This window comes from Streptomyces longisporus, from assembly GCF_039532765.1.
Classification (GTDB): Bacteria; Actinomycetota; Actinomycetes; order Streptomycetales; family Streptomycetaceae; genus Streptomyces; species Streptomyces longisporus.
In genome coordinates, this window is the sequence record NZ_BAAASG010000016.1 from 107,153 (window position 1) to 131,579 (window position 24,427).

Here is a 24,427-nt window from a genome sequence, read left to right on the forward strand (position 1 = left end):
GTAATCTTGTGCCACCATGAGCGCATGGTAGAGATCGCCATCAGCGCAGCGCGTTCCCAGCTCGGCGACCTGGTCCGCCGCGCCGCTCACGGGCGCGAGACCATCGCCCTCACCGACCACGGGCACGTGGCCGCTCTCCTCGTATCGCCGCAAGTGATAGAGGATCTCGAAGACGCCCTTGTATTCGCGGACTACCAGCGGCGCAAGGCAGAGGGAACGCTCGAACCGGGCATCCCGCATGAGGAAGTCGGCCGGATGCTGGGGCTGCGGTAAGTGGCCTACGAGATCAGCTGGGAGCCTCGCGCCACGAGCGCGGCCGTGCGGTTCCTCAAGGAGGATCCTGCCGGACTGTCCGCTGTTTACGCGGCCGTGGACGCCTTGGCCACTCAGCCTCGCCCGTCGGGCTCCATTCCCTACGGATCACCCGACCTCCGACGCCTGCACGTCGGGGACTACCGAGTGCTGTACGTCATCGACAACGACGTGATCCACATCCTGGTGACCCACCTCGGCCGAACCACCTGATCAGAGACCGAGAGCCGCGCCCTCCCCGTCCGGGGAAGACGCGGCTCTCTTTCATGCGTGGGCCGGGTTCAGACCAGGCGAGGCCCTCCCAGCAGCATGGCGGCCGTCTCCAGCGCCGCCGGAACCGTGCCGACCGGGCTCTCCTGGCTCAGAGCGGCCAGACCGGAGAGCGGACCGGCGATGTGGTTGCTCGTCGGGTCGACGGTGTTGGCGGGGAGAGCGCTGCGCTTCAGGCCCGGGACGGAGCCGGTGACCGACCGCACCTGGCCGGTCGGCCCCTGCAGGGTCTTCTGCGCGTCGATCTTGCTGAGCGCGTTCGCCGCGGTCGCCGGCGACAACGGCACCTTCACGGCGGCCGTGGAGTCCGCGGAGGCCGTCGCCGCGCTCGCGCCGAGTGCCGCCGAGACGGTGGCGAGGGCGATCAGGACGCGCCGGGCGTGCGGCTTGGAGGGGGAAGCGTGTCGTGCCATTGCAGTAGTCACCTTGGATTCGCTGAGTAATCAGGTCGACACGAAGGGTAGTTGAGATGTGATGCGCACACCAAAGCCGACCCGCGGGGTCGGCAGGGCGTACGGAATACGTCAAACTGGTGTCCCGTGAGCATCCATCTCCCCTCCTCCGCCCGCGTCGTGCTGCTCTGCGGCCCCTCGGGCTCGGGCAAGTCCCTTGTCGCCGCCCGCTCCGGCCTGCCCGTGCTGCGCCTCGACGACTTCTACAAGGAGGGCGAGGACCCGACGCTGCCGCTGGTGGCGGGAAGCTCCGACATCGACTGGGACCACCCGGACTCCTGGGACACGGACACCGCCGTCGCCGCGATCGCGGAGCTGTGCCGCACCGGCCGTACGAAGGTTCCCGTTTACGACATCTCCCTATCGGCCCGCACCGGTGAGGAGACCGTCGACATAGGACGGACCCCGCTGTTCATCGCGGAGGGCATCTTCGCGGCCGAGATCGTCGAGCGCTGCCGGGAGTTGGGGCTGCTGGCCGACGCCCTGTGTCTGAACCGCGGCGCGGTCCGCACCTTCCGCCGCCGCTTCCTGCGCGATCTCAAGGAGGGCCGCAAGTCGGTGCCGTTCCTGCTGCGCCGCGGCTGGCGCCTGATGCGCCAGGAACGCTCGATCATCGCCCGCCAGACCGCCCTCGGCGCCCACGCCTGCGACCGGGACGAGGCCCTGGGCCGGCTGGCCGCGGCCGCGGTGGGCCGGCGCCCCGCGGCCACGCCCACATCCTGACCGCACCCACAACCAGCGGGAGCGCACAACAAAAAGCGGGACTGGACGGACCCCCCGGCCCTCCAGTCCCGCTCTCCCCCGTTCCCCCCGTGTGCTTCCCCCATGCACCCCCGTTGTCCCCCGTGGGTCCCCCCGGTTACCGCTCCCCCGTGCTTCCCCCGTTACTTGCTTCCCCCCGACCCTCAGGCGACGAGCTCCCCGAAGGCGTCCTCCTCGTCACGGCCGAAGCTGAGGACCTCGTCCTCGCGCAGCCGGCGGAGCGACCGCCAGATGCTGGACTTCACCGTGCCGACACTGATGTCGAGGATCTCCGCGATCTCCGGGTCCGTGCGGCCCTCGTAGTAGCGCAGGACCAGCATGGTGCGCTGGAGTTCGGGGAGGCGGGCGAGCGCCTGCCACAGGACCGCGCGCAGCTCCGTGCCGCGCATCGCGTCCGTGTCGCCGGGCGTCTCCGGCAGCTCCTCGGTCGGGTACTCGTTCAGCTTGCGGCGGCGCCACGCGCTGATGTGCAGGTTCGTCATGGTGCGGCGGAGGTAGCCCCCGACCGCGGCCTTGTCGCTGATCCGGTCCCAGGCCTTGTACGTCGAGAACAGCGCGCTCTGCAGCAGGTCCTCGGCCTCGAAGCGGTCACCGGTCAGGTGGTAGGCGGTGGCGTACAGGGAGGCGCGGCGCTCCTGGACGTAGGCGGTGAACTCCGCCTCCGACAGCGAACGGCGCTCCCCCGTGTCCTCCCTGTACGCGCTTCCCCCGTGCGTTTCCCCCGTGAAGGTGTCAACCACCGTCATGTACGCGGTGTGCTGACGCCCGGCGCCGCGAGCGCACCCCCGCCCGCTCACGGCACCGGACTTCTCGGAACCCCGGCCCCCGTTCACGTCGTGCAGGCGCGTGACCACTGCGCTGGTGCTGGTGCTGTGCAGCATGTTCATCTCGCGCCCCCCGTCGTGGACTTCCGGTGTTCGGCTTGCTCAGGCGGTGGATCTCTGCGGTGCTTGTTTGCCTGTGCCGAGAAGCTTGCCCTCGCACCTTCATGGCCGTGTCCGCCGACTGTCACAGACCTGTCACAGGGGTCGGCCGCAGGGAAGACACAGCGCGGTCACAGAGCAGAGCGGTACGGGCACACACGCGTACGGGTCCGCAGCAGAGTCGAAACCCCGACCCACCATGGGCCAGAATGAGCGCGTGCCTACCCTGTTGCTGATCGAGGATGACGACGCCATCCGTACGGCCCTGGAGCTGTCTCTTACGCGCCAGGGACACCGGGTTGCCACCGCTGCCACCGGTGAGGACGGTCTGAAGCTCCTGCGGGAGCAGCGGCCGGACCTGGTCGTGCTGGATGTGATGCTGCCCGGCATCGACGGGTTCGAGGTGTGCCGGCGCATCCGGCGCACGGACCAGTTGCCGATCATTCTGCTGACCGCGCGCAGCGACGACATCGACGTGGTCGTGGGCCTGGAGTCCGGCGCCGACGACTACGTGGTCAAGCCGATCCAAGGACGGGTGCTCGATGCCCGGATCCGGGCCGTGCTGCGGCGCGGGGACCGCGAGTCGACCGACGCGGCGAGCTTCGGCAGCCTGGTCATCGACCGCGCGGCGATGACGGTGACCAAGAACGGCGAGGACCTGCAGCTCACGCCGACCGAGCTCAGGCTGCTCCTGGAGCTGAGCCGGCGGCCCGGGCAGGCGCTGTCCCGGCAGCAGCTGCTGCGGCTGGTGTGGGAGCACGACTACCTCGGCGACTCCCGGCTGGTGGACGCGTGCGTCCAGCGGCTGCGTGCCAAGGTCGAGGACGTGCCGTCGTCCCCGACGCTGATCCGTACCGTGCGTGGCGTGGGCTACCGGCTGGACACGCCTCAGTGACCGAAGCGCAAGGGGGGGTTCGCGGCTGGGCCGCGACTCGCAAGGGACATCTTTCACGGCTGCGCTTCACCAGTCTGCGGCTGCGCCTGGTCGTCGTCTTCGGCCTTGTGGCGCTCACCGCGGCCGTGTCCGCGTCCGGGATCGCGTACTGGCTCAACCGCGAGGCCGTGCTCACCCGCACCCAGGACGCGGTGCTCGGCGACTTCCGGCAGGCGATGCAGACCCGGGCCGGCACCCTGAGCGCGCACCCCACGCAGGACGAACTGCAGCACACCGCGGGCCAGATGGCGAACAGCAGCCAGCGCTTCAGCGTGCTGCTGGTCGCGCAGGACGCCGACGGCAGGACCGTCTACGGCAGTTCGAGCGGTCTGGACGGCTTCTCGCTGCAGGACGTGCCCCAGTCGCTGCGCGCGGCCGTGACCAAGAAGCAGCAGGTCGGCTCCGGCAACAAGTACGCCTACCACCTGTACTGGCAGCGCGTCGTCAACCACGGCACGCCGTACCTGGTGGCCGGCACGAGGGTGATCAACGGCGGGGCGACCGGCTACATGCTCAAGTCGCTGGAGCCGGAGGCCAAGGACCTCAACTCCCTCGCCTGGTCGCTGGGGATCGCCACCGGCCTCGCGCTGGTCGGCTCGGCGCTGCTCGCGCAGGCCGCCGCCTCGACGGTGCTCAAGCCGGTGCAGCGGCTCGGGGTCGCCGCGCGCAGGCTCGGCGAGGGCAAGCTGGACACCCGGCTCAGGGTGTCGGGGACCGACGAACTCGCCGATCTGTCACGGACGTTCAACTACGCGGCCGAGGCGCTGGAGAAGCGGGTCGAGGACATGGCCGCGCGGGACGAGGCCTCCCGGCGGTTCGTCGCCGACATGAGCCATGAACTCCGTACGCCGCTCACCGCGATCACCGCCGTGACGGAGATCCTTGAGGAGGAGCTGGAGGCGGACTCCGGGTCGATGGACCCGATGATCGAACCCGCCGTACGGCTGGTCGTCAGCGAGACCCGGCGGCTCAACGACCTCGTCGAGAACCTGATGGAGGTCACCCGCTTCGACGCGGGCACCGCACGGCTGGTCCTGGACGACGTCGACCTCGCCGACCAGATCACCGCCTGTATAGACGCCCGCGCCTGGCTGGACGCGGTCGAGCTGGACGCCGAGCGCGGCATCCACGCGCGTGTCGACCCGCGCCGCCTGGACGTGATCCTCGCCAACCTGATCGGCAACGCGCTCAAGCACGGCGGGTCGCCGGTGCGGGTGTCGGTGCGGCCCGAGGACGACGTGATTGTGATCGCGGTCCGGGACCACGGGCCGGGCATCCCCGAGGACGTCCTGCCGCACGTCTTCGACCGCTTCTACAAGGCGAGCGCCTCCCGCCCGCGCTCCGAGGGCAGCGGCCTCGGCCTGTCCATCGCCCTGGAGAACGCGCACATCCACGGCGGTGAGATCACCGCCGCCAACTCCCCCGACGGGGGTGCGGTGTTCACGCTGCGGCTGCCGAGGGACGCGTCGGCGCTGACGGAGGGGTCCGAGAAGGACACGGGGAAGAACGGGAACGCCTCATGACCGTACGACGCCTCCTGGCGCTCCCCGTTCTGGCCGCCGTGCTCACCGGCTGCGGCATCCGGCCCACCGAGGTGCCCACGGACTTCGGGGCGGCGCCCTCCCAGGTGCAGTGCTCGCCCGCCGAGCCGGACGTCTCGACGCAGGCCTCGCGCGGGCTGCCCGTGCAGGTGTTCCTGCTGTGCGGGTCCTCGCTGGTCGCCGTGGACCGGACGGTACGGGTTCCGGACGGCTCCCCGGACTCGCAGCGCCGGGTGCTGGTGGCGCAGGGGCTGCTCGACCAGCTCGCGGCGACGCCGTCGACCGCCGAGAAGGAGGCCGGGTACACCACGGACGTACGCGGCGGCATGACCGTGACCGGCCCCCGCGCCGGCGACCCCGACGACACGCTCCGGCTCAGCAACCCGCCCGGCGGCCTCACGTCCTTCGCGCTGGCCCAGCTCGTGTGCACCTTCTCCGACTCGACGGCGGCCGGGGGCGACGGCTCGGTCATCCTCGGCGGCCCCGGCAAGGAGCCGCTGCGCCGCTACGAGTGCACGGACGAGGTCCGCTCCCGCCCGGGCACCGAGCAGCCGCCGTCCACCCCGGTTACGGGCGGCTGACGTACGGGTGTGGCGGAAGCCTCATCCAGGTACCTCCGGACAAGCCGGAACCGATCCTGCCGCACCCGGCGTCTTGGGGGTCGTGCAGCGTCAAGGCTCCATCGGCGGCAACGCCGCGATCCGCATCCGTGTGACAGGGAGTGTCCTCCTTGTCGCACACCTCGCGTTCGTCGCCTGGCTCACGCTGCGCCCGCTGGACGTGCCCTGGGTGATGCCCCCCAACCTGCATCCGTTCGCCGGGATACGCGCCGACCTGGCCCTGGGCCGGCCGGAGGCGGTCCATCGCATCGGCGAGGGAGTCGGCCTCCTCGCACCGCTCGGCGTACTGCTCCCGATGGCGCACGGCAGGCTGTGGGCCTTCCCGTTCGCCTCGTTCGTCCGTACGGTCGCCGCGGGCGCGCTGGTCTCCGCGGGCATCCTGCTGCTGCAGACGGGGGTGCCCGGACGGGTGCCGGACGTGGACTCGCTGCTGCTGAACACCGTGGGTGTGGCCCTCGCCCATCTCGCCGTCGTCCCCGCGGCCCGCTCCTGGCTCCGCCGCAGGTCCGAGCGGAGGGAAGGGGCGGCCGTCCGTCAGGAGGAAGCGGTTCAGGGTCGAACCCCGACGTTTCCCAGGGTCGGGATCGCCCCGTAGAGCGACGTTTTGCCCCCTTCGTCTCCGTAGCGTTGACGGCAGATGAGGAAGCCACCAAGAGGCCCCTCCTACCGACGCTCACGAAGGAGCCGCACATGTCCGCCCTCGTCCGCCCCACCCACGGCCGCATGATCGGCGGCGTGTGCGCCGGTCTGGCGCGGCGCTTCGGAACCTCCGCGACCACCATGCGCGTGATCTTCCTGCTGTCCTGTCTGCTGCCGGGACCGCAGTTCCTGCTCTACATAGCGCTGTGGATCCTGCTGCCCTCGGAGGAGAAGGCCGCCCGCACCGCCTGGTGAGCCCCTTTTGGCAGGTACGCCGATGGGGCGCACCCCGTTCCCGGGGTGCGCCCCATCGGCGCGTTCGCGAGGCGGACTCAGCCGATCGGCATGCCGTTCACGGGCAGGCCGTGCGTGGGCAGGCTCGACTGCACCGGCAGACCGCCGAGCAGCCCGGCGACCGGCGCGGACCCGTCGGTGAGCGCACCGGCCGACGGCTGCACGGAGGACAGACCGCGTTCGAGGGTGGGCTTGCCCTGGGCCACCGCCGCCTGGGCACCCGGCAGCGCCTGGGAGACGTTCTGCGCCGGGAGCGCGCTGGTGACGGAGCCCAGCATGCCGGTGGCGTCCGGGACCGCCGGGGCCGCGTTCGCGGCGCCCGCGCCCGTGGCGGCGAAGGCGGCACCGAGAGCGGCGACACCGAGGGTCTTGGCAGCAGACTGCTTCATGAAATGAATCCTCGAAATGGGGTTGGAGAAATGTGAGCGGTGTCCACGACCGTAAACACGGGCACCCGCCCGCCGCAAACATCGAAATGCGAACGGGTTGTGAATACCCGTCCGCATTCCATACACCCCAATATCCCCGGTTACTCCTCCGAGGAGACAGAACCCCTGGTGGAGGCGGTCTGCTGGAACAGCCATTCGGACTTCAGCTCGGCATATCCGGGCTTGATCACGTCATTGATCATCGCCAGTCGTTCATCGAAAGGAATGAACGCTGATTTCATCGCATTGACGGAGAACCACTGCATGTCGTCGAGCGAATAACCGAAGGCGTCGACAAGGTGCTCGAATTCCCGGCTCATACTCGTGCCCGACATGAGTCGATTGTCGGTATTCACGGTCGCACGGAAGTGCAGTCGGCGCAGCAGCCCGATCGGGTGTTCGGCATACGACTCCGCCGCCCCGGTCTGGAGGTTCGAACTGGGGCACAGTTCGAGCGGGATGCGCTTGTCCCGTACGTACGAGGCGAGCCGCCCGAGCTTCACCGAGCCGTCGGCGTGCACCTGGATGTCGTCGATGATGCGCACCCCGTGTCCGAGTCGGTCGGCGCCGCACCACTGCAGGGCCTGCCAGATGGACGGCAACCCGAAGGCCTCACCGGCGTGGATGGTGAAGTGGTTGTTCTCGCGCTTCAGATACTCGAAGGCGTCGAGGTGCCGGGTGGGCGGGTAGCCGGCCTCGGCGCCGGCGATGTCGAAGCCCACCACCCCCAGGTCCCGGTACCTATTGGCGAGTTCGGCGATCTCCAGGGCGCGGGCGGCGTGCCGCATGGCGGTGAGCAGGGCGCCCACTCGGATCCGGTGACCGCTCTGCCGCGCAAGCCGCTCCCCTTCCCGGAAGCCCTCGTTGACGGCCTCGACGACCTCTTCGAGGGTCAGCCCGCCCTCCAGGTGCTGTTCGGGGGCGTACCGCACCTCGGCGTAGACGACCCCGTCCTCGGCGAGGTCCTCGGCGCACTCGCGCGCGACCCGGACGAGCGCGTCCCGGGTCTGCATCACGCCGACGGTGTGGGAGAAGGTCTCCAAGTACCGCTCCAGGGAACCGGAGTCGGCGGCCTCCCGGAACCAGACGCCGAGCTTGCCGGAGTCGGTCTCGGGGAGGCGGTCATAGCCCGCGTCGCGGGCGAGTTCGACGATCGTCCCCGGGCGGAGACCGCCGTCGAGGTGGTCGTGCAGCAGAACCTTCGGCGCCCGGCGGATCTGCTCCGGCGTCGGGGTGTTCGAGATGGTCTGGCTCGTCATTTCCGCACTCTACCTCCTACGCGCGTAGATCGCGGGTTGTACAACTCCGTCGATACGTAACGGTGACCGCATGGACGGGGCACGTACACCTGCGCTTCTGACACTGTTCTGTCATGGCACACCAAGCGACGCCGGTTCGACGGGCCCGGCTGGGGAGGGCGCTCGGCCCGGAACCGACGGCGGTGAGCGGAGTGGTTCTGCTGCTCCCCGGTGGCGACGAGGAGTCGGCCCGCAGACCGTCCCCCATGCTGGCGACCGCCTCCGTCCGCGCACTGGGCCGCCGCCTGGCCCGCGCCGGGCGGGAGGAGGGCCTCGCCACCCATGTCGTCCATTACCGCTACCGCGGCTGGAACGGCAGCGAGGCCCATCTGGCGCAGGACGCCTCCTGGGCCGCGGACGAAGCCGTACGGCGCTACGGCGACGTCCCCGTCTGCCTCGCCGGCCTCGGCATGGGCGGGCGGGCCGCACTGCGCGCGGGCGGGCACGAGGCGGTCAACTCCGTACTGGCGATGGCGCCTTGGCTGCCCGAGGAGGACGTCGCCGCTTCGCCTGAACCGGTGAAGCAGCTGGCGGGGCGGCGGGTGCTGATCGTTCACGGTACGAATGACGAGCGGACCGATCCCGAGTTGTCCTTCCGGCTGGCGGCGCGGGCGAAGAAGGCGAACCGGGACGTCTGCCGGTTCGAAGTGCACTCCGACGGTCATGGGTTGCATCAGTACCGGAGTGAAGTGCATGCCTTGGCAGAGGACTTCGTGATGGGGGCGTTGTTCGGGCGGTCGTTCTCGCGGCCGGTGGAGGATGCGCTGGCGGCTCCGCCGCCGTTGGGGTTGCGGATGCCGTTGGCTGCGGGGTTTGGCAAGTCGTTGCGCCGGTGACCAACTGGGGGTTCCTGTCGTCTGCGGGGTGCGGGTCGTTCCTGGCTGGTCGCGCCCACGCGGCGGAGGCGCATATCGACACAGCCCCGCGCCCCTTTCGGGGCGCCGCCGTTCAGGCTGGTAGCAAGTTGCCCCTTCTTGAGAGCAGGAACTTCTTGAAGGCTGCCACCGGGGGTGTGTCCGGGTGGCCGTCCAGCCATGCCACGCCGATCTCTCTTGCCGCTCTCGGGGCTGTGACCGTGAGTTCCACAACTCCTGGGCGGGGGAAGGCGGGTGGAGGGAGGAGGGCCACTCCGAGGCCTGCTGCCACCAGGCCCCTCAGGGTCTCCGCCTCTTCTCCCTCGAAGGCGATTCGAGGCCGGAAGCCGGCCTCCTTGCAGAGGTCGTCGGTGATACGGCGCATGCCGTAGCCCGGTTCGAGGGTGACGAAGGTTTCGTCGGCCGCTTCGGCCAGGCGGATGCGGCGGCGGGACGCCAGGGGGTGGTCGGCCGGGACGACCAGGCGGAGTTTCTGTTCGTCGAGGCGGCGGGCCACCAGGTCGGGGGCGTCGGGGACCGGGGAGGTCAGACAGAGGTCGAGTTCGCCCGCGCGCAGCTTCTCCAGCATCGCCTCGCCGTAGTTCTGGACGAGGCTGAAGCGGACGCGGGGGTGGTCGGCCCGGAAGGCGTGGATGAGACCGGGGACGGTTTCGGCGCCCATGGTGTGCAGGAAGCCGAAGGCGACCTTGCCGGTGGCCGGGTCGGCGTCGGCGCGGACCTCCTCGGCGGCGCGCTCGATCTCGGCGAGGGCGCGTTCGACGGAGTTCAGGAAGGTGCGGCCGGCCGGGGTGAGGGAGACGGTGCGGCCGCGGCGGGCGAACAGGTCGACGCCCAGGTCCTGTTCGAGGCGGACCATGGCCCGGGAGAGGGTGGACTGCGGGACCTGCATCTCCTGGGCGGCGCGCGTGACGTGCTCGGTGCGGGCGACACCGGCGAAGTGGGCGAGGCGCGGGGCGAGCAGGGAGACGATGTCCTCGGTGTCTTTTGTGTCACTGGACGGTGACAGGCGAGCTTGTGACCTCTGCTGATGCACCATGGGAACGATTATGGCGATTCCATGCATTGGACGGATGAGCGGGGTCGTACGTAGCTTCGAGGCATGTCTCCCGCCAGTACCGGGGCGTCCACCGTCGTGGGCGCCGCATCCGTTGTCCCCACTGTTCCTGTCCTCCCCGCCGTCGATTCCCGTATGACGCCGGGCGGCCCCGGATACCGCCGGATGAGCTTCGCCCTCTTCCTCGCGGGGGTCGCGACCTTCGCGCTGCTCTACTCCACGCAGGCCCTGCTGCCGCTGATCTCCGGCGAGTTCGGGGTGGCGGCGAGTGCGGCGAGCTGGACGGTGGCGGCGGCGACCGGTGGCCTCGCGGTGTTCGTCCTTCCGATGAGTGCGCTGTCGGAGCGGTTCGGGCGTCGCACGGTGATGACGGGCTCGCTGGCGGTCGCGGTGATGGTCGGGCTCCTGGTGCCGTTCGCACCTTCGCTGACCGCGCTGGTGGTGCTGCGGGCGGTGCAGGGGGCCGCGCTGGCCGGGCTGCCGGCTTCTGCGACCGCGTATCTCGCCGAGGAGGTCCGGCCGAAGGCGCTGGTCACGGCGATCGGGCTGTTCGTCGCGGGCAACAGTGTCGGCGGGATGAGCGGCCGGGTCATCACCGGGTGGGTCGCGCAGGAGTGGGGCTGGCGGGTCGCGGTCGGTGTCATCGGGGTGATCGCGGTGGTGTGCGCGGTGGCGTTCCGACTGCTGCTGCCCGCTCCGCGTCATTTCAAGGCGGGTTCGCTGCGGCCGCGGGTCCTGGCCCGCACGGTCCGCGACCACCTGTCGAACCCGCTGCTGTGCCGGCTGTACGCGATCGGCGCGCTGTTCATGACGGTGTTCGGCGGTGTGTACACGGTGATCGGTTACCGCCTGACGGAGGCGCCGTTCTCGCTGCCGCAGGGCATCATCGGGTCGATCTTCCTGGTGTACCTGGTGGGTACGGTGTCCGCGTCCACCGCCGGGCGGCTGGTGGGGCGGCTGGGCCGCCGTGGGGCGCTGTACCTGGCGGGCGGTACCACGGCGTCGGGACTGGCCCTGACCCTGGCGGGGTCTCTGGTACCGGTGCTGCTGGGGCTGGTGCTGATCACCGCCGGGTTCTTCGCCGGGCACGCGGTCGCGTCGTCGGCGGTGAGCAAGACGGCGACGACGGGGCGTGCGCAGGCCTCCGCCCTGTACCAGTCGGCGTATTACATCGGCTCCAGCGCGGGCAGCACGGTCGGTGCGCTGGCCTTCCACGCGAGCGGCTGGACCGGGACGGTACTGGTCGGTCTGTTGGCGGTGCTGGGGGTCGTGACGATCACGGTGTTCGGAACACGGGCGGCACGGGTCGCTGCGCGACAGGAACGCCGGCCGGCATCTTTCAGCCCGTCCGGCGTTTGAGGACGAGGCCGTCAGGCCGATCGGGGGTCCAAGGGGCGGAGCCCCCTGGGGACGGGACCGCCACCCACCTGCACATTCCTCTGCTCGGCACGCCATTGTCAGTGCCCTGCGCTAGCTTCGGACGTGCTGGGCGCAAAGGCGCGACACAGAACGGCCACAGGGGTGGGTGGACCATGACGACAGACCTCGACGTCAGGCTCGAGAAACACCGCGTCGAGCTGACCGGTTACTGCTACCGCATGCTCGGCTCCTCCTTCGAGGCCGAGGACGCGGTACAGGACACGATGGTCCGCGCCTGGCGCAGCTACGAGAAGTTCGAGGGCCGCTCCAGTCTGCGGTCGTGGCTGTACCGCATCGCGACGAACGTCTGCCTGGACATGCTGACCGCCGGCAACAAGCGCGCCCGTCCGATGGACCTGAGCGAGTCGACGCCCCTCGCCAGGGCCGCCCTCTCTCCCCGCCCGGACAACACCTGGCTCGAGCCGATGCCCGACGCCCGTGTGCTGCCGACCGTCGAGGACCCGGCGGAGGCCGCCGTCGCGAAGGAGTCCGTGCGCCTCGCCTTCATGGCGGCCCTGCAGCAGCTGCCCGCCAAGCAGCGCGCGGTGCTGATCCTGCGCGAGGTCCTCGCCTGGAAGGCCAGTGAGGTCGCCGAGCTGCTGGACACCTCGGTGGCGTCGGTCAACAGCGCCCTGCAGCGGGCCCGGGCGACGCTCGCCGAGCGCGAGCAGGGCGACAAGGCGGCAGCCGCGGCCGTCTCCGACCCTCTCGACGAGGAGCAGCGCAAGCTCCTGGACCGCTATGTGGCGGCCTTCGAGGGCTACGACATGACCGCGCTGACGGCCTTGCTGCACGAGGACGCCGTGATGACGATGCCGCCGTTCGACCTGTGGCTGACGGGCCACGACGACATCACGGGCTTCATGACGACCCTGGGCTCCGCCTGCGAGGGCTCCCGGTTGCTGCCGGTCCAGGTCAACGGCCTGCCGGGGTTCGCCCAGTACAAGCCGGACCCGGAGAAGGGCGGCTTCACCCCGTGGGCGGTGCAGGTGCTGGAGATATCAGACGGCGGGCTCTCCGGGTTCCACTTCTTCCTCGACACGCAGCGCTGGTTCCCGCTGTTCGGCCTGCCCCTCCACCTCGAAGCGGAGCCCGACCAGGTCGAGGAGGGCGTGTAGGGAGGGCGCCGGGTCCTGCAGCCGGATCCGGCCTCCGGCCCGCCGGGCGGCCAGCTCCAGCCGCGCCAGCAGATCCACGGCAGCCAGCCCCGGCGGCCCGATTGCGGCGACGTCGACCACCACCACCCCGGCACCGGTGGCCTCCAGCAGCGCCCGCACGTCCTCGCACAGCCCGCTCACCTCGTCACGGGTGACGGGGCCGGGCAGCACGAGTACGGCGGGTGTCATGGCATCCACGGGGGGTAGACCGGACGGGCGGGCGGAACTCATCGCGGCGCACCCGCCTGCCGGGCGTGTCCGCCGACCGGGATCACATTGACCTGCCACCCTCCTCCCCCGGAGGGTTGGGTGTATGCCCCAAGCATCAGCACCGCCCCGGATACCCGACGGCCTCCTCCCCGCCGAGGGGGCACCGTGCAGGGAGTGCTGACGGGCTTCGCGGTCATCGCGGTCGTCATCGGGGTGGGCTACGTCATCGGACGGCGGGGGTATCTCGGCGAGCAGGGGCGCGAGGTGCTGACCAAGCTGGCCTTCCATGTGGCGTCCCCGGCGCTGCTGTTCACCACGCTCGCGCGGGCCGACCTGTCGGTGATCTTCTCCAGCCGGCTGCTGGTGACGGCCATGAGCACGGCGGCCGCGGCCGGTGTCTTCGTGGCGGCCGGTGTCGTACGGGGCTGGAGTGTGGGCCGTACGACGATCGGCGCCCTGTGCTCCAGTTACGTCAACTCGGGCAACCTCGGCATCCCGATCGCGGTGTATGTGCTGGGCGACGCCTCGCTGGTGGCGCCGGTGCTGCTGTTCCAGATCATCGCGGTCACCCCGATCGCCCTGACGGTCCTGGACCTGTCCGGCAAGGGCGAGAAGGGGCCGCTGTGGCTGCGGCTGCTCACGCCGCTGCGCAACCCGATCGCGGTCGGCTCACTGGCCGGAGTGGCCGTCTCGGCGCTCGGCGTGAAGGTCCCGGCCCCGGTCATGGACCCGGTGACCCTGATCGGCAACATGTCCGTCCCGGCGGTCCTGCTGGCCTTCGGCATCTCCCTGTGCGGCAGCACGATGCCGGGGCGGGGCGCCGACCGGTTCCCCGTGTTCCTGTCGGTCGCACTGAAGGCGGTGGGCCAGCCGGTGGCTGCCTGGGCGCTGGCGGTGGGGGTGTTCGGGCTGCACGGCCACCAACTCCTCGACGTGGTGGTGACGTCGGCGCTTCCGGCGGCGCAGAACCTGTACACGTATGCGAGCAGGTACCGGGTGGCGGAGGGCTTGGCGCGGGACTCGATCCTGTTGTCGACGGTGTTGTCGGTGCCGGTGTTGGTCGTGGTAGCAGCCCTACTCGGTTGAGCCTCCTGCAAACGGCGGGAAGACACTCGTATCGACTTCGAGGTTGAAAGGCTCCGGCAGTGTCAGCTTCTCGCCGTATTCCACGGACGCGAGGACCCGGTATGTGCCGTCCTCCGGTTCTCCGTAGAGCGTGGCCGTAGGGCGACCGCTGTGCCAGGGGTCCAGAAGGAGGTAGAGCGGTGCGCCGGCTCGCGCGTATCCGTGCACCTTCTTGATGCGGTCGTGGTTGGCATTGCTCTGGGAGGTGACCTCTACCACCAGTTCTGCCTCGCTGGCATGGACACGTTTTCCTCGACGCAGCGCGGCTCTCGGCACAACGCACAGGTCGGGCTGGAACAGTCCTGCGGTTTCCGGAACGGCCAATCCGAGCGTCTGGTAGATCCCCCAATCGGAGCCGGGAGGTCGTGCGCCGTACAGGAGCTCGTGAAGCAGCTCAGCCGTGTCGTTGTGCTCTTCGGACGGCGGAGGGGGCACGGTGACGATCCCTTCGATGATCTCCACCTTGCAGCCCTCGGGAGCATCCGTCTCCTCCCAGACACGGACGATCTCGTCCCAGTCCGTGTCCCCGGGGGACTCGGACTCGGCGGCGAGTGCGCTCATGGCGGTCTCCAATCGGTCGTCACCGATCCCAGCATGCCGAACGGGACCGGCGGAGGTCCACCGATCCCGTCCACCCGAACGAGGAAAGTCCAGGTCAGGCAATACGTTCCAGCACCACCGGTGAAGCCGAGAACTCCGTGCCCGCCGCCCCGATGTCGTAAGAACCCTCCACCGCCTGGAGTGCGTACTCGAAGCGCTCGGGGGTGTCGGTGTGCAGGGTCAGCAGGGGCTGGCCCTCGGTCACCGTGTCGCCCGGCTTGGCGTGCAGCTCGACGCCCGCGCCCGCCTGCACCGGGTCCTCCTTGCGGGCGCGGCCCGCGCCCAGGCGCCAGGCGGCGACGCCGATGCCGTAGGCGTCGAGGCGGGTCAGGACGCCTGAGGACGGGGCCTTGATGACGTGCTGCTCGCGCGCCACTGGCAGCTGTGCGTCCGGGTCACCGCCCTGGGCCGCGATCATGCGGCGCCAGACGTCCATCGCGGAGCCGTCGGCCAGGGCCTTCGCCGGGTCGGCGTCCTTCACTCCGGCCGCGTCGAGCATTTCGCGGGCCAGGGCGATGGTCAGCTCCACCACGTCCGACGGGCCGCCGCCCGCGAGGACCTCCACCGACTCGCGGACTTCGAGGGCGTTGCCCGCGGTCAGGCCCAGCGGGGTCGACATGTCCGTCAGCAGCGCGACCGTCTTCACACCGTGGTCCGTGCCCAGGCCCACCATCGTGGAGGCAAGTTCCCGTGCGTCCTCGATCGTCTTCATGAAGGCGCCCGTGCCCACCTTCACGTCCAGGACCAGGGAGCCGGTGCCCTCGGCGATCTTCTTGGACATGATCGAGGACGCGATCAGCGGGATGGCCTCGACCGTGCCCGTGACGTCGCGGAGCGCGTACAGCTTCTTGTCCGCGGGGGCCAGACCGTCGCCCGCCGCGCAGATCACCGCGCCGGTGGTGTCGAGGACGTGCAGCATCTCCTCGTTCGACAGCAGCGCGCGCCAGCCGGGGATCGACTCCAGCTTGTCCAGGGTGCCGCCGGTGTGGCCGAGGCCGCGGCCCGACAGCTGCGGAACGGCGGCGCCGCACGCGGCGACCAGGGGGGCCAGCGGCAGCGTGATCTTGTCGCCGACGCCGCCGGTCGAGTGCTTGTCGGCCGTGGGGCGGGACAGGGAGGAGAAGTCCATGCGCTCGCCGGAGGCGATCATCGCGGCGGTCCAGCGGGCGATCTCACGGCGGTTCATGCCGTTGAGGAGGATGGCCATGGCGAGCGCGGACATCTGCTCGTCGGCGACCTCCCCGCGGGTGTACGCGTCGATGACCCAGTCGATCTGCTCGTCGCTGAGCTCACCGCGGTCCCGCTTGGTGCGGATGACGGAGATGGCGTCCATGGCCATGGGTGCGTTCCTTCCGAGGTTCATGGAAGTGTGCGGCCCCTCCGCTCGAAGGGTTCAAGCCGGAGGGGCCGTACGGGAGTTACTTGGTGAGATGGTCCGGGCCGAAGGCCTGGGGAAGCATCTCCGACAGGGGCAGGATTCCCGCCGGTGTCTCCAACAGCAGGTCGGGGCCGCCGAACTCGTACAACAGCTGGCGGCAGCGGCCGCACGGGACGAGGACCTCGCCGCGGCCGTCCACGCACGTGAAGTGCGTCAGCCGCCCGCCGCCGGTCCGCTGCAGCTCCGAGACCAGCCCGCACTCGGCGCACAGGCCGAGGCCGTAGGAGGCGTTCTCGACGTTGCAGCCGGAGACCGTACGGCCGTCGTCGACCAGGGCGGCGACCCCGACCGGGAAGCCCGAGTAGGGGGCGTACGCATGGGACATGGCCTCGCGGGCCAGCTCCCGCAGCGCCTCCCAGTCGACGGCGGCCTGCGGGGTCACTTGCCCTGGCCCTTCCGGTAGCGCATACCGTCCGCCTTCGGCATCCTGAGGCGCTGCGCGGACAGCGACAGCACCAGCAGGGTGACGACGTACGGGGTGGCGCCCACGAAGTCGCTCGGGACCTCGTCGGTGACCAGGTACCAGACCAGGACGCCCGCGCCCACCAGGAGGCTGATGCCGCCCTGCCAGAGCGCCTTCTTGTACAGCTTCCAGCCGGCCAGGCCCGCGAGGAGCACGACCAGCAGGAGCAGCAGCGCGTGGACGGTCGCGCCGCCGTTGCGCAGCTGCAGCGCGTCGGAGTAGCCGAACAGGCCCGCGCCCATGGCGAGGCCGCCGACGCGCCAGTTGCCGAAGATCATGGCCGCGAGGCCGATGAAGCCGCGCCCGCCGGTCTGGGCCTCCAGGTAGGTGTGCGAGGTGACCAGCGCGAGGAAGGCGCCGCCGAGGCCGGCGAGGCCGCCGGAGACGGCGACGGCCGCGTACTTGTACTTGTAGACGTTGACGCCGAGGGACTCCGCGGCGATCGGGTTCTCGCCGCAGGAGCGCAGCCGCAGACCGAACGGGGTGCGCCACAGCAGCCACCAGCTGCCGACGAACAGCAGGACGGCGAAGACCGTCACGACGGACAGGTCGGTGACCAGGCCGCCGATGATGCCGGCGAGGTCGGAGATCAGGAACCAGTGGTGGTTCTCGATGGAGTGCAGCCCGCTGGAGAGGCCCGGTACGTCGAAGTTGGGCAGCGAGTTGACCGGCGGGGACTGCTTGGGGTTGCCGCCCGCGTCGGCCGCCTTGCCGTTCGTGAAGAAGATCTTGGCGAGGTACTGCGTGGCGCCCAGTGCGAGGAGGTTGACCGCGACACCGGAGACGATGTGGTCGACGCCGAAGGTGATGGTCGCCACCGCGTGCACCAGGCCGCCGAGGACACCGAAGCCGATGCCGCACAGCAGGCCGAGCCAGGGGTTGGACTGCCAGCCGATCCAGCCGGCGCCGAAGGTGCCGAGGATCATCATGCCTTCGAGGCCGATGTTGACCACACCGGACCGCTCGGACCACAGGCCGGCCAGACCGGCGAGACCGATGGGTACGGCGAGGCTGAGCGCGGCGGAGACCTGGCCCTCGGAGGTGAGCTGGTCGGAGCCGGAGATGACGCGGACCGCGGCGACAAGCAGCAGCGCACCGGCGACGATCATGAGGATCTGGCCGATCGAGCGGCCCGAACGGCCACGTGCGGTGTCCGTCTTGGGAGCCGCGGGGGGCGGCGTGTCGGTCATCGTGGCAGTCATCACGCCACCTCCTGCTTCTTGGTCGGGGCGGCGGCCTGGGCGGCGAGCTCGGCGCCGACCCGCTGCTGCTGGCGCCTGAGGCCGTAGCGGCGTACGAGCTCGTAGGCGATGACGACGCACAGGACGATGACGCCCTGGATGACGCCGAGGATCTCCTTGTCGTAGCCCTCGAACTCGAGGTGGTTGGTGGTGCGCTCCAGGAAGCCCCACAGCAGGGCGCCGAGCGCGATGCCGACCGGGTTGTTGCGGCCGAGCAGGGCGATGGCGATGCCGGTGAAGCCGATGCCGGTCGGGAAGTCGTTGCTGAACTGGTGGCTGTCGTTGAGCAGGGTCGGCATGCCGATCAGACCGGCCACCGCACCCGAGATGACCATGCTGGTGGCGACCATCTTCTTGACGGAGACACCGCTGGCGGCGGCCGCGCTCTCGGACTGGCCGACGGTACGCAGGTCGAAGCCGAAGCGGGTGCGGCCGAGCACGAACCAGTACGCGACGCCGACGACCACGGCGATGACGATGAAGCCCCACAGCTCGCCCGCCGCGCCGGTGTTGATCTGGAAGAAGTACGAGGACTGCGGCAGCGGCTTGGTGGAGATCACCGTGCCGCCGCTCTGCAGCTCGGCGAGCTTCCCGGGCTGCAGGAGGTAGGCGATGATCGCGGTGGCGATCGAGTTCAGCATGATCGTCGAGATGACCTCGCTGACACCCCGGGTCACCTTGAGGACGCCCGCGATGGCCGCCCACAGGGCGCCGGTCGCCATGGCGCACAGGATGATCAGCGGGATGGAGATCCAGCCGGGCGTGGTCAGCGCGCCGCCGAGGACCGCGGCGAAGAACGCGGCGATCCGGTACTGGCCGTCGACGCCGATGTTGAACAGGTTCATCCGGAAGCCGATGGCCACCGAGACGCCCGCCAGGTAGTACGTCGTCGCCTTGTTCAGGATGTAGACCTGGCTGTCACTGGCGGAGCCGTAGGTCAGCATGTCGCTGAAGGCGGAGCCCGGGTTCTTGCCGGTGGCGAGGATGACCAGAGCGGTGACGACGAGCGCGGCGACGATCGCCAGCAGCGGTGCCGCGATGCCGAGGAGCAGCCGCTCCTTGTCGATGCGTTGGGTCAGCTTGTTCATCGGGCGTCGTCCTCGTGGTGCTCGGCGGAGTCCTCTGTGTGCTCCAGGTGGCCGGTGGCCGCACCCGTCATGGCGGAGCCCAGCTCCTCCGGGGTGATGGTGGCGGGGTCGGCGTCGGCGACCAGGCGGCCGCGGTACATCACCCGCAGGGTGTCGGACAGGCCGATGAGCTCGTCCAGGTCGGCGGAGATCAGCAGCACGGCCAGGCCCTCGCGGCGGGCCTCGCGGATGTGGTCCCAGATCGCCGCCTGCGCGCCCACGTCCACACCGCGGGTGGGGTGGGCGGCGATCAGCAGCTTGGGCGCGTGGCTCATCTCGCGGCCGACGATCAGCTTCTGCTGGTTGCCGCCGGAGAGGGAGGCGGCGGTGACGTCGATGCCGGGGGTGCGGACGTCGTACGCCTGGATGATGCGCTCGGTGTCGGTGCGCGCGGCCTTGATGTCGAGGAGCTGGCCGCGGGAGTTGGGCTTCTCGGTGACATGGCCGAGGATGCGGTTCTCCCACAGCGGCGCTTCCAGGAGCAGGCCGTGGCGGTGGCGGTCCTCGGGGATGTAGCCGACGCCGGCCTCGCGGCGGCCCCGGGTGGGGGCGTGCGAGATGTCGGTGCCGTCGAGGGTGATGACACCGGCGTCCGGATCGCGGATGCCCATGATCGCCTCGACCAGCTCGGACTGGCCGTTGCCCTCCACGCCGGCGATGCCGAGGACCTCGCCCTTGTGGATGGTGAAGGAGATCGCGTCGAGGATGACGCGCTCGACGCCGTCGAGGTCCGTCTGGCTCAGGTGCAGGCCGTCCACCTTGAGCAGCGGCACGTCCGTGACCGTGGACTCCTGGGTCTCCGGGGTGGGCAGTTCGCTGCCGACCATCAGCTCGGCGAGCTGCTTGGGGGTGGTGCCGGCCGGCTCGACCGTGCCGACGGTGGTGCCGCGGCGGATGACGGTGATCTCGTCGGCCACGGAGAGGACTTCGCCCAGCTTGTGGGAGATGAAGATGACCGTGAGGCCCTCGGCCTTCAGCTCGCGCAGGTTGTCGAAGAGGGCGTCGACCTCCTGCGGCACGAGGACGGCGGTGGGCTCGTCGAGGATGAGCGTCTTGGCGCCGCGGTAGAGGACCTTGAGGATCTCCACGCGCTGGCGATCGGCGACGCCGAGCTCCTCGAGGAGGACGTCCGGCCGCACGTTCAGGCCGTACGCGTCGGAGATCTCCTTGATCTTCGTACGGGCCTTGGCGCCGATGCCGTGGAGCTTCTCCGCGCCCAGGACGACGTTCTCCAGGACGGTGAGGTTGTCGGCGAGCATGAAGTGCTGGTGCACCATGCCGATGCCGCGGGCGATGGCGTCGGCGGGGTTGTTGAAGGTGACCGTCTCGCCGTTCACCGTGATGGTGCCCTCGTCCGGCTGCTGCATGCCGTAGAGGATCTTCATCAGGGTGGACTTGCCGGCGCCGTTCTCACCGCACAGGGCGTGGACGGTTCCGGTACGGACGGTGATGTCGATGTCCTTGTTGGCGACGACGCCGGGGAATCGCTTGGTGATGCCGCGCAGTTCGACGGCAGCGGGAGGGCTGGACGCGTTGATGGCGCACTCTCCTCGGGGACAAAGGGGGCTGAGGGGGAGGGCAGGCGTCGGCGACGCTAGCGCGGCAACTCCATGCTACACGCGTAGAGTTGACACATTGTTATGGCTCGGCGAGGGGCTGTGGGAACGCGCCCTCGCCGAGCCTTGGTTCGGCGGGAACCGTCAGGTCACGGGGTCGTCTTGACCTTGACGGTGCCGTCGACGATCTTCTTCTTCGCGGCGTCCAGCTGGGCCTTGATGTCGTCGATGAAGCCACCGCTGGTGGCCAGGCCGACACCGTTCTTGGCGAGCGAGTACACCTGGTTGCCGGTCAGCGGCTTGCCGTCGTGCACGGACTTGATGAAGTCGTAGACACCGACGTCCACGTTCTTGACCATCGAGGTCAGGATCGAGCTCTTGTAGGCGGCCAGACCCGGGATGTTGTACTGGTCCGAGTCCACGCCGATCGCCCAGGCACCCTTGACGCCGTGGACGGCCTCGATGGAGCCGTTGCCGGAGGAGCCGGCCGCGGAGTAGATCACGTCGGCACCGTTGTCCAGCATGCCGGACGCGGCCTCCTTGCCCTTGTCGGGGCTGGAGAAGCCGGACAGGTCGGAGCCGTGGGTCAGGTACTGGACGTCGACCTTGACGCTGGACTTGGTGTCCTTGACGCCCTGGACGTAGCCGGCCTCGAACTTCTTGATCAGCGGGGTGTCGACACCGCCGATGAAGCCGACGTGGTTCTTCTTGGTCTTCAGCGCCGCGGCGACACCGGCCAGGTAGGAGCCCTGCTCCTCGGTGAAGGTGATGCTGTCGACGTTCGGGGCGGTCGCGACCGAGTCGATGAGACCGAAGTTGACCTTCGGGAACTGCTTGGCGACCTTGTCGACCGAGGTGGCGTAGGAGAAGCCGACGGCCACGATCGGGTTGTAGCCGGCGCTCGCCAGGTCGGTCAGGCGCTGCTCGCGGTCGGCCTCGGTGTCGGAGTTCTTCGCGGTCAGCTCCTTGATGGAACCGCCGAACTCCTTCTCGGCCTTGTCGGCACCGCGCGCGGCGGAGTCGTTGAACGAACGGTCACCACGGCCGCCCACGTCGTAGGCCAGGCCGATCTTGATGCCCTTGCCGCCGCCGGAGGCGGAAGCGGAGGACGAGTTGCCCTGCTGGGAGGAAGTGCTGCCACACGCGGTGGCAGTCAGTGCGAGAGCTGCGGAAACGGCACACGCAGCAGAAAGCTTTGCTACCCGGCGCACGGGAAGGCTCCTTCACCTGACCTGAGCGCCTTGTCGGCGCTTCATGTGAGCACCATGCCAGTGCTCGGGCCCGGACGCCCCTGCGGCGTCGGCTTCGCGGCATCGTAACGCGCGTAGATGTCAGAAAAACACCCCTCTCGAAGCCGTTATCGATTCGAGGCAAACACCGTCTGAACTCGGGCTCCGACGCCGTCACACACCCGGATTTCGATGCGTGCACGATTGGCTTACGAGCATGTTGCGCCGCTCGGCGGAACGGCCCCCGAGGGGGCCGCCGGGCACGCTCGGATCACTCAGCCGCGTCCAGCAGGGCCGCCGCGGTGAACAGTTCGACACCGACGGTGATCGCCGACTCGTCGGCGTCGAAGTCGCCCTGGTGCAGATCGCGCACCGTGCGCTCGCCCGGGGTGCGGACGCCGAGGCGGGCCATGGAGCCGGGGACGTGCTCCAGGTACCAGGAGAAGTCCTCGCCGCCGAGGCTCTGCTCGGTGTCCTCGACGGACTGGGCGCCGCGGCGGGCGGTCATGGCGTCGCGCAGCAGGTCGGTCACGTCCGCGTCGTTGACCACGGGCGGGACGCCGCGCACGTAGTTGATCTCGGACTTGGCGCCGTGCAGGTTGGCGACCTCGTCGATGGCGGCGACCACGAGGTCCGGCGCCTGCCGCCAGGCCTCGATGTCGAGGCAGCGGACGGTGCCGGAGAGCTCGGCGTGCTGCGGGATGACGTTCGGGGCGTGTCCCGACTCGATGCGGCCCCAGGTCACGGCGAGACCGGAGCGGGTGTCCATACGGCGGCCGACGAGCGCGGGCACGTCGATCGCGACGCGGGCGGCGGCGGTGACCAGGTCCGTGGTCAGATGCGGGCGGGCGGTGTGCCCGCCGGGCCCGTCGAGCGCGACCTCCAGCCGGTCGCAGGCGGAGGTGATGGCGCCTTGGCGCAGGCCGATCCGGCCGGCGTCCACCCGGGGGTCGCAGTGCACGGCGATCATCCGGCCGACGCCGTCCAGCACACCGCAGTCGATCGCGTCCGCTGCGCCGCCGGGCAGCACCTCCTCGGCCGGCTGGAAGACCAGGCGCACGGGCCGCGGGAGCTTGCCCTGCTTGTGCAGCTCGGCGAGGACCAGGCCGGCGCCGAGCACCACGGTCGTGTGCACGTCGTGGCCGCAGGCGTGGGCGCGGTCCGGCACGGTCGAGCGGTACGGGCACTCACTCTTCGTGTCCGGGATGGGCAGGCCGTCGATGTCGGCGCGCATGCCGAGCATGGGCCGCCCGCCGTCCCACTCCCCGATGTCACAGACGAGACCGGTACCGGTGGCGAGGACGCGGGGCCGCAGGCCTGCCGCCTCGAGCCGCTCCTTGATGGCCGCGGTGGTACGGAACTCCTGGTTGCCGAGCTCGGGGTGCATGTGCAGGTCACGACGGAAGGCGACCAGTTCGGCATACAGCGCCTCGGGCAGCGTGCCGTCGAGCACCGCTTCCCCGGCGAGGTCGACCTCGGACTCTGGTGACATCAGTTGCTTCACCCTCTTAAGCGTAGGACGCCGGGGTGGCCAACTGACCCTCGATCAACAAAAGTTCAACCCCTGAGGGGAAGAAAATCTGGCCGCTCGACGCATGGGCAAGGGTTGTGATGGGTATACCTTGCCTTTCTCTACGCATACCACGCCCCGCGTCTGTCCGGTGGTTCCGTTCCACCTGTCGGGACCACACTGTGGGAAACAGGGGCTAGTAGGGTGCGGGCCCGTGAGCTCCGCGATACCGGGCAGCCCGGATTTCCTGTATGCCACCCGAACCTCCTACGACGCGATCGCCCGCCCGTACAGCGAGCAGTTCGCCGACCATCTGAGCGGCAGACCGCTGGACCTGGCCCTGGTCACCGCCTTCGCCGAGCTCGTCCGTGCGGCCGGTACGGCCCCTGTCGCCGATGTCGGGAGCGGGCCCGGTCAGGTCACCGCGCGGCTCGACGCGCTCGGGGTGCCGGCCTTCGGGGTCGACGTGTCGCCCGGCATGGTGGCGCTGGCCCGGCAGGCGCATCCCGGACTGCGGTTCCACGTGGGGTCCATGACCGCGCTGGACCTGCCGGACGAGACGCTGGGCGGGGTGCTCGCGCTCTACTCGATCATCCATGTCCCGGACGATCACCTGCCGGTGGTCTTCGAGGAGTTCCGGCGCGTGCTGGTGCCTGGCGGGCACGTCCTGCTGGGCTTCCAGACCGGTGCGCAGGACGGGCGGCTGCACCTGGAGGAGCGGTTCGGCCGCGAGATCTCGCTGGACTACTACTGGCGTACGCCGGATGCCGTGGCCGAGCAGCTGGTCAAGGCGGGGTTGCGGGTGGAAGCGCGGGTGCTGCGTGAGCCGGCGGAGGACGAGGTGCGGGCGCGGGCGTTCTTGCTGGCCCGCAAGGGTGACTGATCGCTCCGCGGGTGCGGCTGTGGGTTGCTTTTCGTCTGCGGCGGCGTCGTGGCTGGTCGCGCCCACG

At 70.0% G+C, this 24,427-nt stretch carries 27 protein-coding genes; 13 read left to right on the forward strand and 14 right to left on the reverse strand.

Annotated features, from left to right (window positions below; all coding sequences use genetic code 11):
* Positions 1 to 24: 24 nt before the first annotated feature.
* Both ABD355_RS32490 and ABD355_RS32495 read left to right on the forward strand, forming a co-directional pair.
* Complete coding sequence (locus ABD355_RS32490; protein WP_208782558.1) at positions 25 to 273, forward strand: type II toxin-antitoxin system Phd/YefM family antitoxin; 249 nt, start codon at positions 25 to 27, stop codon at positions 271 to 273.
* Positions 274 to 525, forward strand: a complete 252-nt coding sequence (locus ABD355_RS32495; RefSeq protein WP_344404453.1) for a type II toxin-antitoxin system RelE family toxin — start codon at positions 274 to 276, stop codon at positions 523 to 525. It abuts the gene before it with no gap.
* A gap of 68 nt (positions 526 to 593) precedes the next feature.
* On the opposite strand, the gene ABD355_RS32500 is transcribed toward ABD355_RS32495, so the two are convergent.
* Positions 594 to 995: a hypothetical protein gene (locus ABD355_RS32500; protein WP_344404454.1), complete on the reverse strand. Its 402-nt coding sequence runs from the start codon at positions 993 to 995 to the stop codon at positions 594 to 596.
* A gap of 126 nt (positions 996 to 1,121) precedes the next feature.
* On the opposite strand from ABD355_RS32500, the gene ABD355_RS32505 reads away from it, so the two are divergent.
* The gene (locus ABD355_RS32505; RefSeq protein WP_344404455.1) at positions 1,122 to 1,757 is read left to right on the forward strand and encodes a uridine kinase family protein; all 636 of its coding nucleotides are present in this window, start codon (positions 1,122 to 1,124) and stop codon (positions 1,755 to 1,757) included.
* 182 nt (positions 1,758 to 1,939) lie between these two features.
* Here the strand turns inward: ABD355_RS32505 and ABD355_RS32510 are convergent, their stop codons facing one another.
* Entirely contained in the window at positions 1,940 to 2,683 is a 744-nt protein-coding gene (locus tag ABD355_RS32510) for a SigE family RNA polymerase sigma factor (RefSeq protein WP_344404457.1), read from the reverse strand.
* A gap of 253 nt (positions 2,684 to 2,936) precedes the next feature.
* On the opposite strand from ABD355_RS32510, the gene afsQ1 reads away from it, so the two are divergent.
* The 5 genes from afsQ1 to ABD355_RS32535 all read left to right on the forward strand — a co-directional run bounded on the left by afsQ1 (position 2,937) and on the right by ABD355_RS32535 (position 6,708).
* Positions 2,937 to 3,614 (forward strand): two-component system response regulator AfsQ1, encoded by a 678-nt coding sequence (gene afsQ1, locus ABD355_RS32515; RefSeq protein ID WP_344404458.1) that lies wholly within the window; start codon positions 2,937 to 2,939, stop codon positions 3,612 to 3,614.
* Positions 3,611 to 5,176, forward strand: a complete 1,566-nt coding sequence (locus ABD355_RS32520; protein WP_344404459.1) for an ATP-binding protein — start codon at positions 3,611 to 3,613, stop codon at positions 5,174 to 5,176. The genes afsQ1 and ABD355_RS32520 overlap by 4 nt, the downstream gene beginning before the upstream one ends.
* Positions 5,173 to 5,775, forward strand: a complete 603-nt coding sequence (locus ABD355_RS32525) for a hypothetical protein (RefSeq protein WP_344404460.1) — start codon at positions 5,173 to 5,175, stop codon at positions 5,773 to 5,775. The genes ABD355_RS32520 and ABD355_RS32525 overlap by 4 nt, the downstream gene beginning before the upstream one ends.
* Positions 5,776 to 5,857: 82 nt before the next feature.
* Positions 5,858 to 6,409, forward strand: coding sequence for a VanZ family protein (locus tag ABD355_RS32530; RefSeq protein WP_344404462.1), 552 nt, complete (start codon positions 5,858 to 5,860; stop codon positions 6,407 to 6,409).
* Between the two features lie 95 nt (positions 6,410 to 6,504).
* Positions 6,505 to 6,708 (forward strand): PspC domain-containing protein, encoded by a 204-nt coding sequence (locus tag ABD355_RS32535; protein ID WP_030929945.1) that lies wholly within the window; start codon positions 6,505 to 6,507, stop codon positions 6,706 to 6,708.
* 77 nt (positions 6,709 to 6,785) lie between these two features.
* Here the strand turns inward: ABD355_RS32535 and ABD355_RS32540 are convergent, their stop codons facing one another.
* Entirely contained in the window at positions 6,786 to 7,136 is a 351-nt protein-coding gene (locus ABD355_RS32540; protein ID WP_344404463.1) for an ATP-binding protein, read from the reverse strand.
* A gap of 140 nt (positions 7,137 to 7,276) precedes the next feature.
* The gene (locus ABD355_RS32545; RefSeq protein WP_344404464.1) at positions 7,277 to 8,434 is read right to left on the reverse strand and encodes an adenosine deaminase; all 1,158 of its coding nucleotides are present in this window, start codon (positions 8,432 to 8,434) and stop codon (positions 7,277 to 7,279) included.
* 113 nt (positions 8,435 to 8,547) lie between these two features.
* Here ABD355_RS32545 and ABD355_RS32550 point away from each other — a divergent pair, with 113 nt between their 5' ends.
* A complete protein-coding gene (locus ABD355_RS32550; RefSeq protein ID WP_344404465.1) occupies positions 8,548 to 9,309 on the forward strand; it encodes a prolyl oligopeptidase family serine peptidase in 762 nt (253 codons plus the stop codon).
* Between the two features lie 112 nt (positions 9,310 to 9,421).
* On the opposite strand, the gene ABD355_RS32555 is transcribed toward ABD355_RS32550, so the two are convergent.
* The gene (locus tag ABD355_RS32555) at positions 9,422 to 10,384 is read right to left on the reverse strand and encodes a LysR family transcriptional regulator (protein WP_344404466.1); all 963 of its coding nucleotides are present in this window, start codon (positions 10,382 to 10,384) and stop codon (positions 9,422 to 9,424) included.
* Positions 10,385 to 10,447: 63 nt separating this feature from the next.
* On the opposite strand from ABD355_RS32555, the gene ABD355_RS32560 reads away from it, so the two are divergent.
* Positions 10,448 to 11,761: an MFS transporter gene (locus tag ABD355_RS32560; protein WP_344404468.1), complete on the forward strand. Its 1,314-nt coding sequence runs from the start codon at positions 10,448 to 10,450 to the stop codon at positions 11,759 to 11,761.
* A gap of 173 nt (positions 11,762 to 11,934) precedes the next feature.
* On the forward strand, positions 11,935 to 12,939 hold the full coding sequence (locus ABD355_RS32565; RefSeq protein WP_344404469.1) for a sigma-70 family RNA polymerase sigma factor: 1,005 nt from the start codon (positions 11,935 to 11,937) through the stop codon (positions 12,937 to 12,939).
* Here the strand turns inward: ABD355_RS32565 and ABD355_RS32570 are convergent.
* Positions 12,823 to 13,209, reverse strand: a complete 387-nt coding sequence (locus ABD355_RS32570; protein WP_344404470.1) for an STAS domain-containing protein — start codon at positions 13,207 to 13,209, stop codon at positions 12,823 to 12,825. The genes ABD355_RS32565 and ABD355_RS32570 overlap by 117 nt on opposite strands.
* A gap of 144 nt (positions 13,210 to 13,353) precedes the next feature.
* Between ABD355_RS32570 and ABD355_RS32575 the strand changes: the two genes are divergently transcribed.
* Complete coding sequence (locus ABD355_RS32575) at positions 13,354 to 14,274, forward strand: AEC family transporter (RefSeq protein WP_344404471.1); 921 nt, start codon at positions 13,354 to 13,356, stop codon at positions 14,272 to 14,274.
* On the opposite strand, the gene ABD355_RS32580 is transcribed toward ABD355_RS32575, so the two are convergent.
* From ABD355_RS32580 to ABD355_RS32615, 8 genes are all read right to left on the reverse strand, one after another.
* Positions 14,263 to 14,874 carry a Uma2 family endonuclease gene (locus ABD355_RS32580; RefSeq protein ID WP_344404472.1) on the reverse strand — a complete coding sequence of 204 codons (612 nt, stop codon included), beginning with the start codon at positions 14,872 to 14,874 and terminating at the stop codon, positions 14,263 to 14,265. The genes ABD355_RS32575 and ABD355_RS32580 overlap by 12 nt on opposite strands.
* A gap of 94 nt (positions 14,875 to 14,968) precedes the next feature.
* Positions 14,969 to 16,246, reverse strand: a complete 1,278-nt coding sequence (locus tag ABD355_RS32585; protein ID WP_344404696.1) for a thymidine phosphorylase — start codon at positions 16,244 to 16,246, stop codon at positions 14,969 to 14,971.
* Positions 16,247 to 16,331: 85 nt separating this feature from the next.
* Complete coding sequence (locus tag ABD355_RS32590) at positions 16,332 to 16,733, reverse strand: cytidine deaminase (RefSeq protein ID WP_344404473.1); 402 nt, start codon at positions 16,731 to 16,733, stop codon at positions 16,332 to 16,334.
* Positions 16,730 to 18,016, reverse strand: coding sequence for an ABC transporter permease (locus ABD355_RS32595; RefSeq protein WP_344404475.1), 1,287 nt, complete (start codon positions 18,014 to 18,016; stop codon positions 16,730 to 16,732). The genes ABD355_RS32590 and ABD355_RS32595 overlap by 4 nt, the downstream gene beginning before the upstream one ends.
* Positions 18,016 to 19,143, reverse strand: coding sequence for an ABC transporter permease (locus tag ABD355_RS32600; RefSeq protein WP_344404477.1), 1,128 nt, complete (start codon positions 19,141 to 19,143; stop codon positions 18,016 to 18,018). The genes ABD355_RS32595 and ABD355_RS32600 overlap by 1 nt, the downstream gene beginning before the upstream one ends.
* Positions 19,140 to 20,687 carry an ABC transporter ATP-binding protein gene (locus tag ABD355_RS32605; RefSeq protein WP_344404697.1) on the reverse strand — a complete coding sequence of 516 codons (1,548 nt, stop codon included), beginning with the start codon at positions 20,685 to 20,687 and terminating at the stop codon, positions 19,140 to 19,142. The genes ABD355_RS32600 and ABD355_RS32605 overlap by 4 nt, the downstream gene beginning before the upstream one ends.
* A gap of 200 nt (positions 20,688 to 20,887) precedes the next feature.
* Complete coding sequence (locus ABD355_RS32610) at positions 20,888 to 21,949, reverse strand: BMP family lipoprotein (protein WP_344404479.1); 1,062 nt, start codon at positions 21,947 to 21,949, stop codon at positions 20,888 to 20,890.
* A 289-nt stretch (positions 21,950 to 22,238) separates the two neighbouring features.
* On the reverse strand, positions 22,239 to 23,459 hold the full coding sequence (locus ABD355_RS32615; protein WP_344404698.1) for a M20 family metallopeptidase: 1,221 nt from the start codon (positions 23,457 to 23,459) through the stop codon (positions 22,239 to 22,241).
* A 232-nt stretch (positions 23,460 to 23,691) separates the two neighbouring features.
* Here ABD355_RS32615 and ABD355_RS32620 point away from each other — a divergent pair, with 232 nt between their 5' ends.
* Entirely contained in the window at positions 23,692 to 24,360 is a 669-nt protein-coding gene (locus ABD355_RS32620; protein WP_344404480.1) for a class I SAM-dependent methyltransferase, read from the forward strand.
* Positions 24,361 to 24,427: the final 67 nt, after the last annotated feature.

Coding starts and splice junctions, on each gene's coding strand:
- ABD355_RS32490 (WP_208782558.1), top strand. CDS start 25: ATGGTAGAGATCGCCATCAGCGCAGCGCGTTCCCAGCTCGGCGACCTG.
- ABD355_RS32500 (WP_344404454.1), bottom strand. CDS start 995: ATGGCACGACACGCTTCCCCCTCCAAGCCGCACGCCCGGCGCGTCCTG.
- ABD355_RS32510 (WP_344404457.1), bottom strand. CDS start 2,683: ATGAACATGCTGCACAGCACCAGCACCAGCGCAGTGGTCACGCGCCTG.
- ABD355_RS32525 (WP_344404460.1), top strand. CDS start 5,173: ATGACCGTACGACGCCTCCTGGCGCTCCCCGTTCTGGCCGCCGTGCTC.
- ABD355_RS32535 (WP_030929945.1), top strand. CDS start 6,505: ATGTCCGCCCTCGTCCGCCCCACCCACGGCCGCATGATCGGCGGCGTG.
- ABD355_RS32540 (WP_344404463.1), bottom strand. CDS start 7,136: ATGAAGCAGTCTGCTGCCAAGACCCTCGGTGTCGCCGCTCTCGGTGCC.
- ABD355_RS32545 (WP_344404464.1), bottom strand. CDS start 8,434: ATGACGAGCCAGACCATCTCGAACACCCCGACGCCGGAGCAGATCCGC.
- ABD355_RS32550 (WP_344404465.1), top strand. CDS start 8,548: ATGGCACACCAAGCGACGCCGGTTCGACGGGCCCGGCTGGGGAGGGCG.
- ABD355_RS32555 (WP_344404466.1), bottom strand. CDS start 10,384: ATGGTGCATCAGCAGAGGTCACAAGCTCGCCTGTCACCGTCCAGTGAC.
- ABD355_RS32560 (WP_344404468.1), top strand. CDS start 10,448: ATGTCTCCCGCCAGTACCGGGGCGTCCACCGTCGTGGGCGCCGCATCC.
- ABD355_RS32565 (WP_344404469.1), top strand. CDS start 11,935: ATGACGACAGACCTCGACGTCAGGCTCGAGAAACACCGCGTCGAGCTG.
- ABD355_RS32570 (WP_344404470.1), bottom strand. CDS start 13,209: ATGAGTTCCGCCCGCCCGTCCGGTCTACCCCCCGTGGATGCCATGACA.
- ABD355_RS32580 (WP_344404472.1), bottom strand. CDS start 14,874: ATGAGCGCACTCGCCGCCGAGTCCGAGTCCCCCGGGGACACGGACTGG.
- ABD355_RS32585 (WP_344404696.1), bottom strand. CDS start 16,246: ATGGACGCCATCTCCGTCATCCGCACCAAGCGGGACCGCGGTGAGCTC.
- ABD355_RS32595 (WP_344404475.1), bottom strand. CDS start 18,016: ATGACTGCCACGATGACCGACACGCCGCCCCCCGCGGCTCCCAAGACG.
- ABD355_RS32600 (WP_344404477.1), bottom strand. CDS start 19,143: ATGAACAAGCTGACCCAACGCATCGACAAGGAGCGGCTGCTCCTCGGC.
- ABD355_RS32615 (WP_344404698.1), bottom strand. CDS start 23,459: ATGTCACCAGAGTCCGAGGTCGACCTCGCCGGGGAAGCGGTGCTCGAC.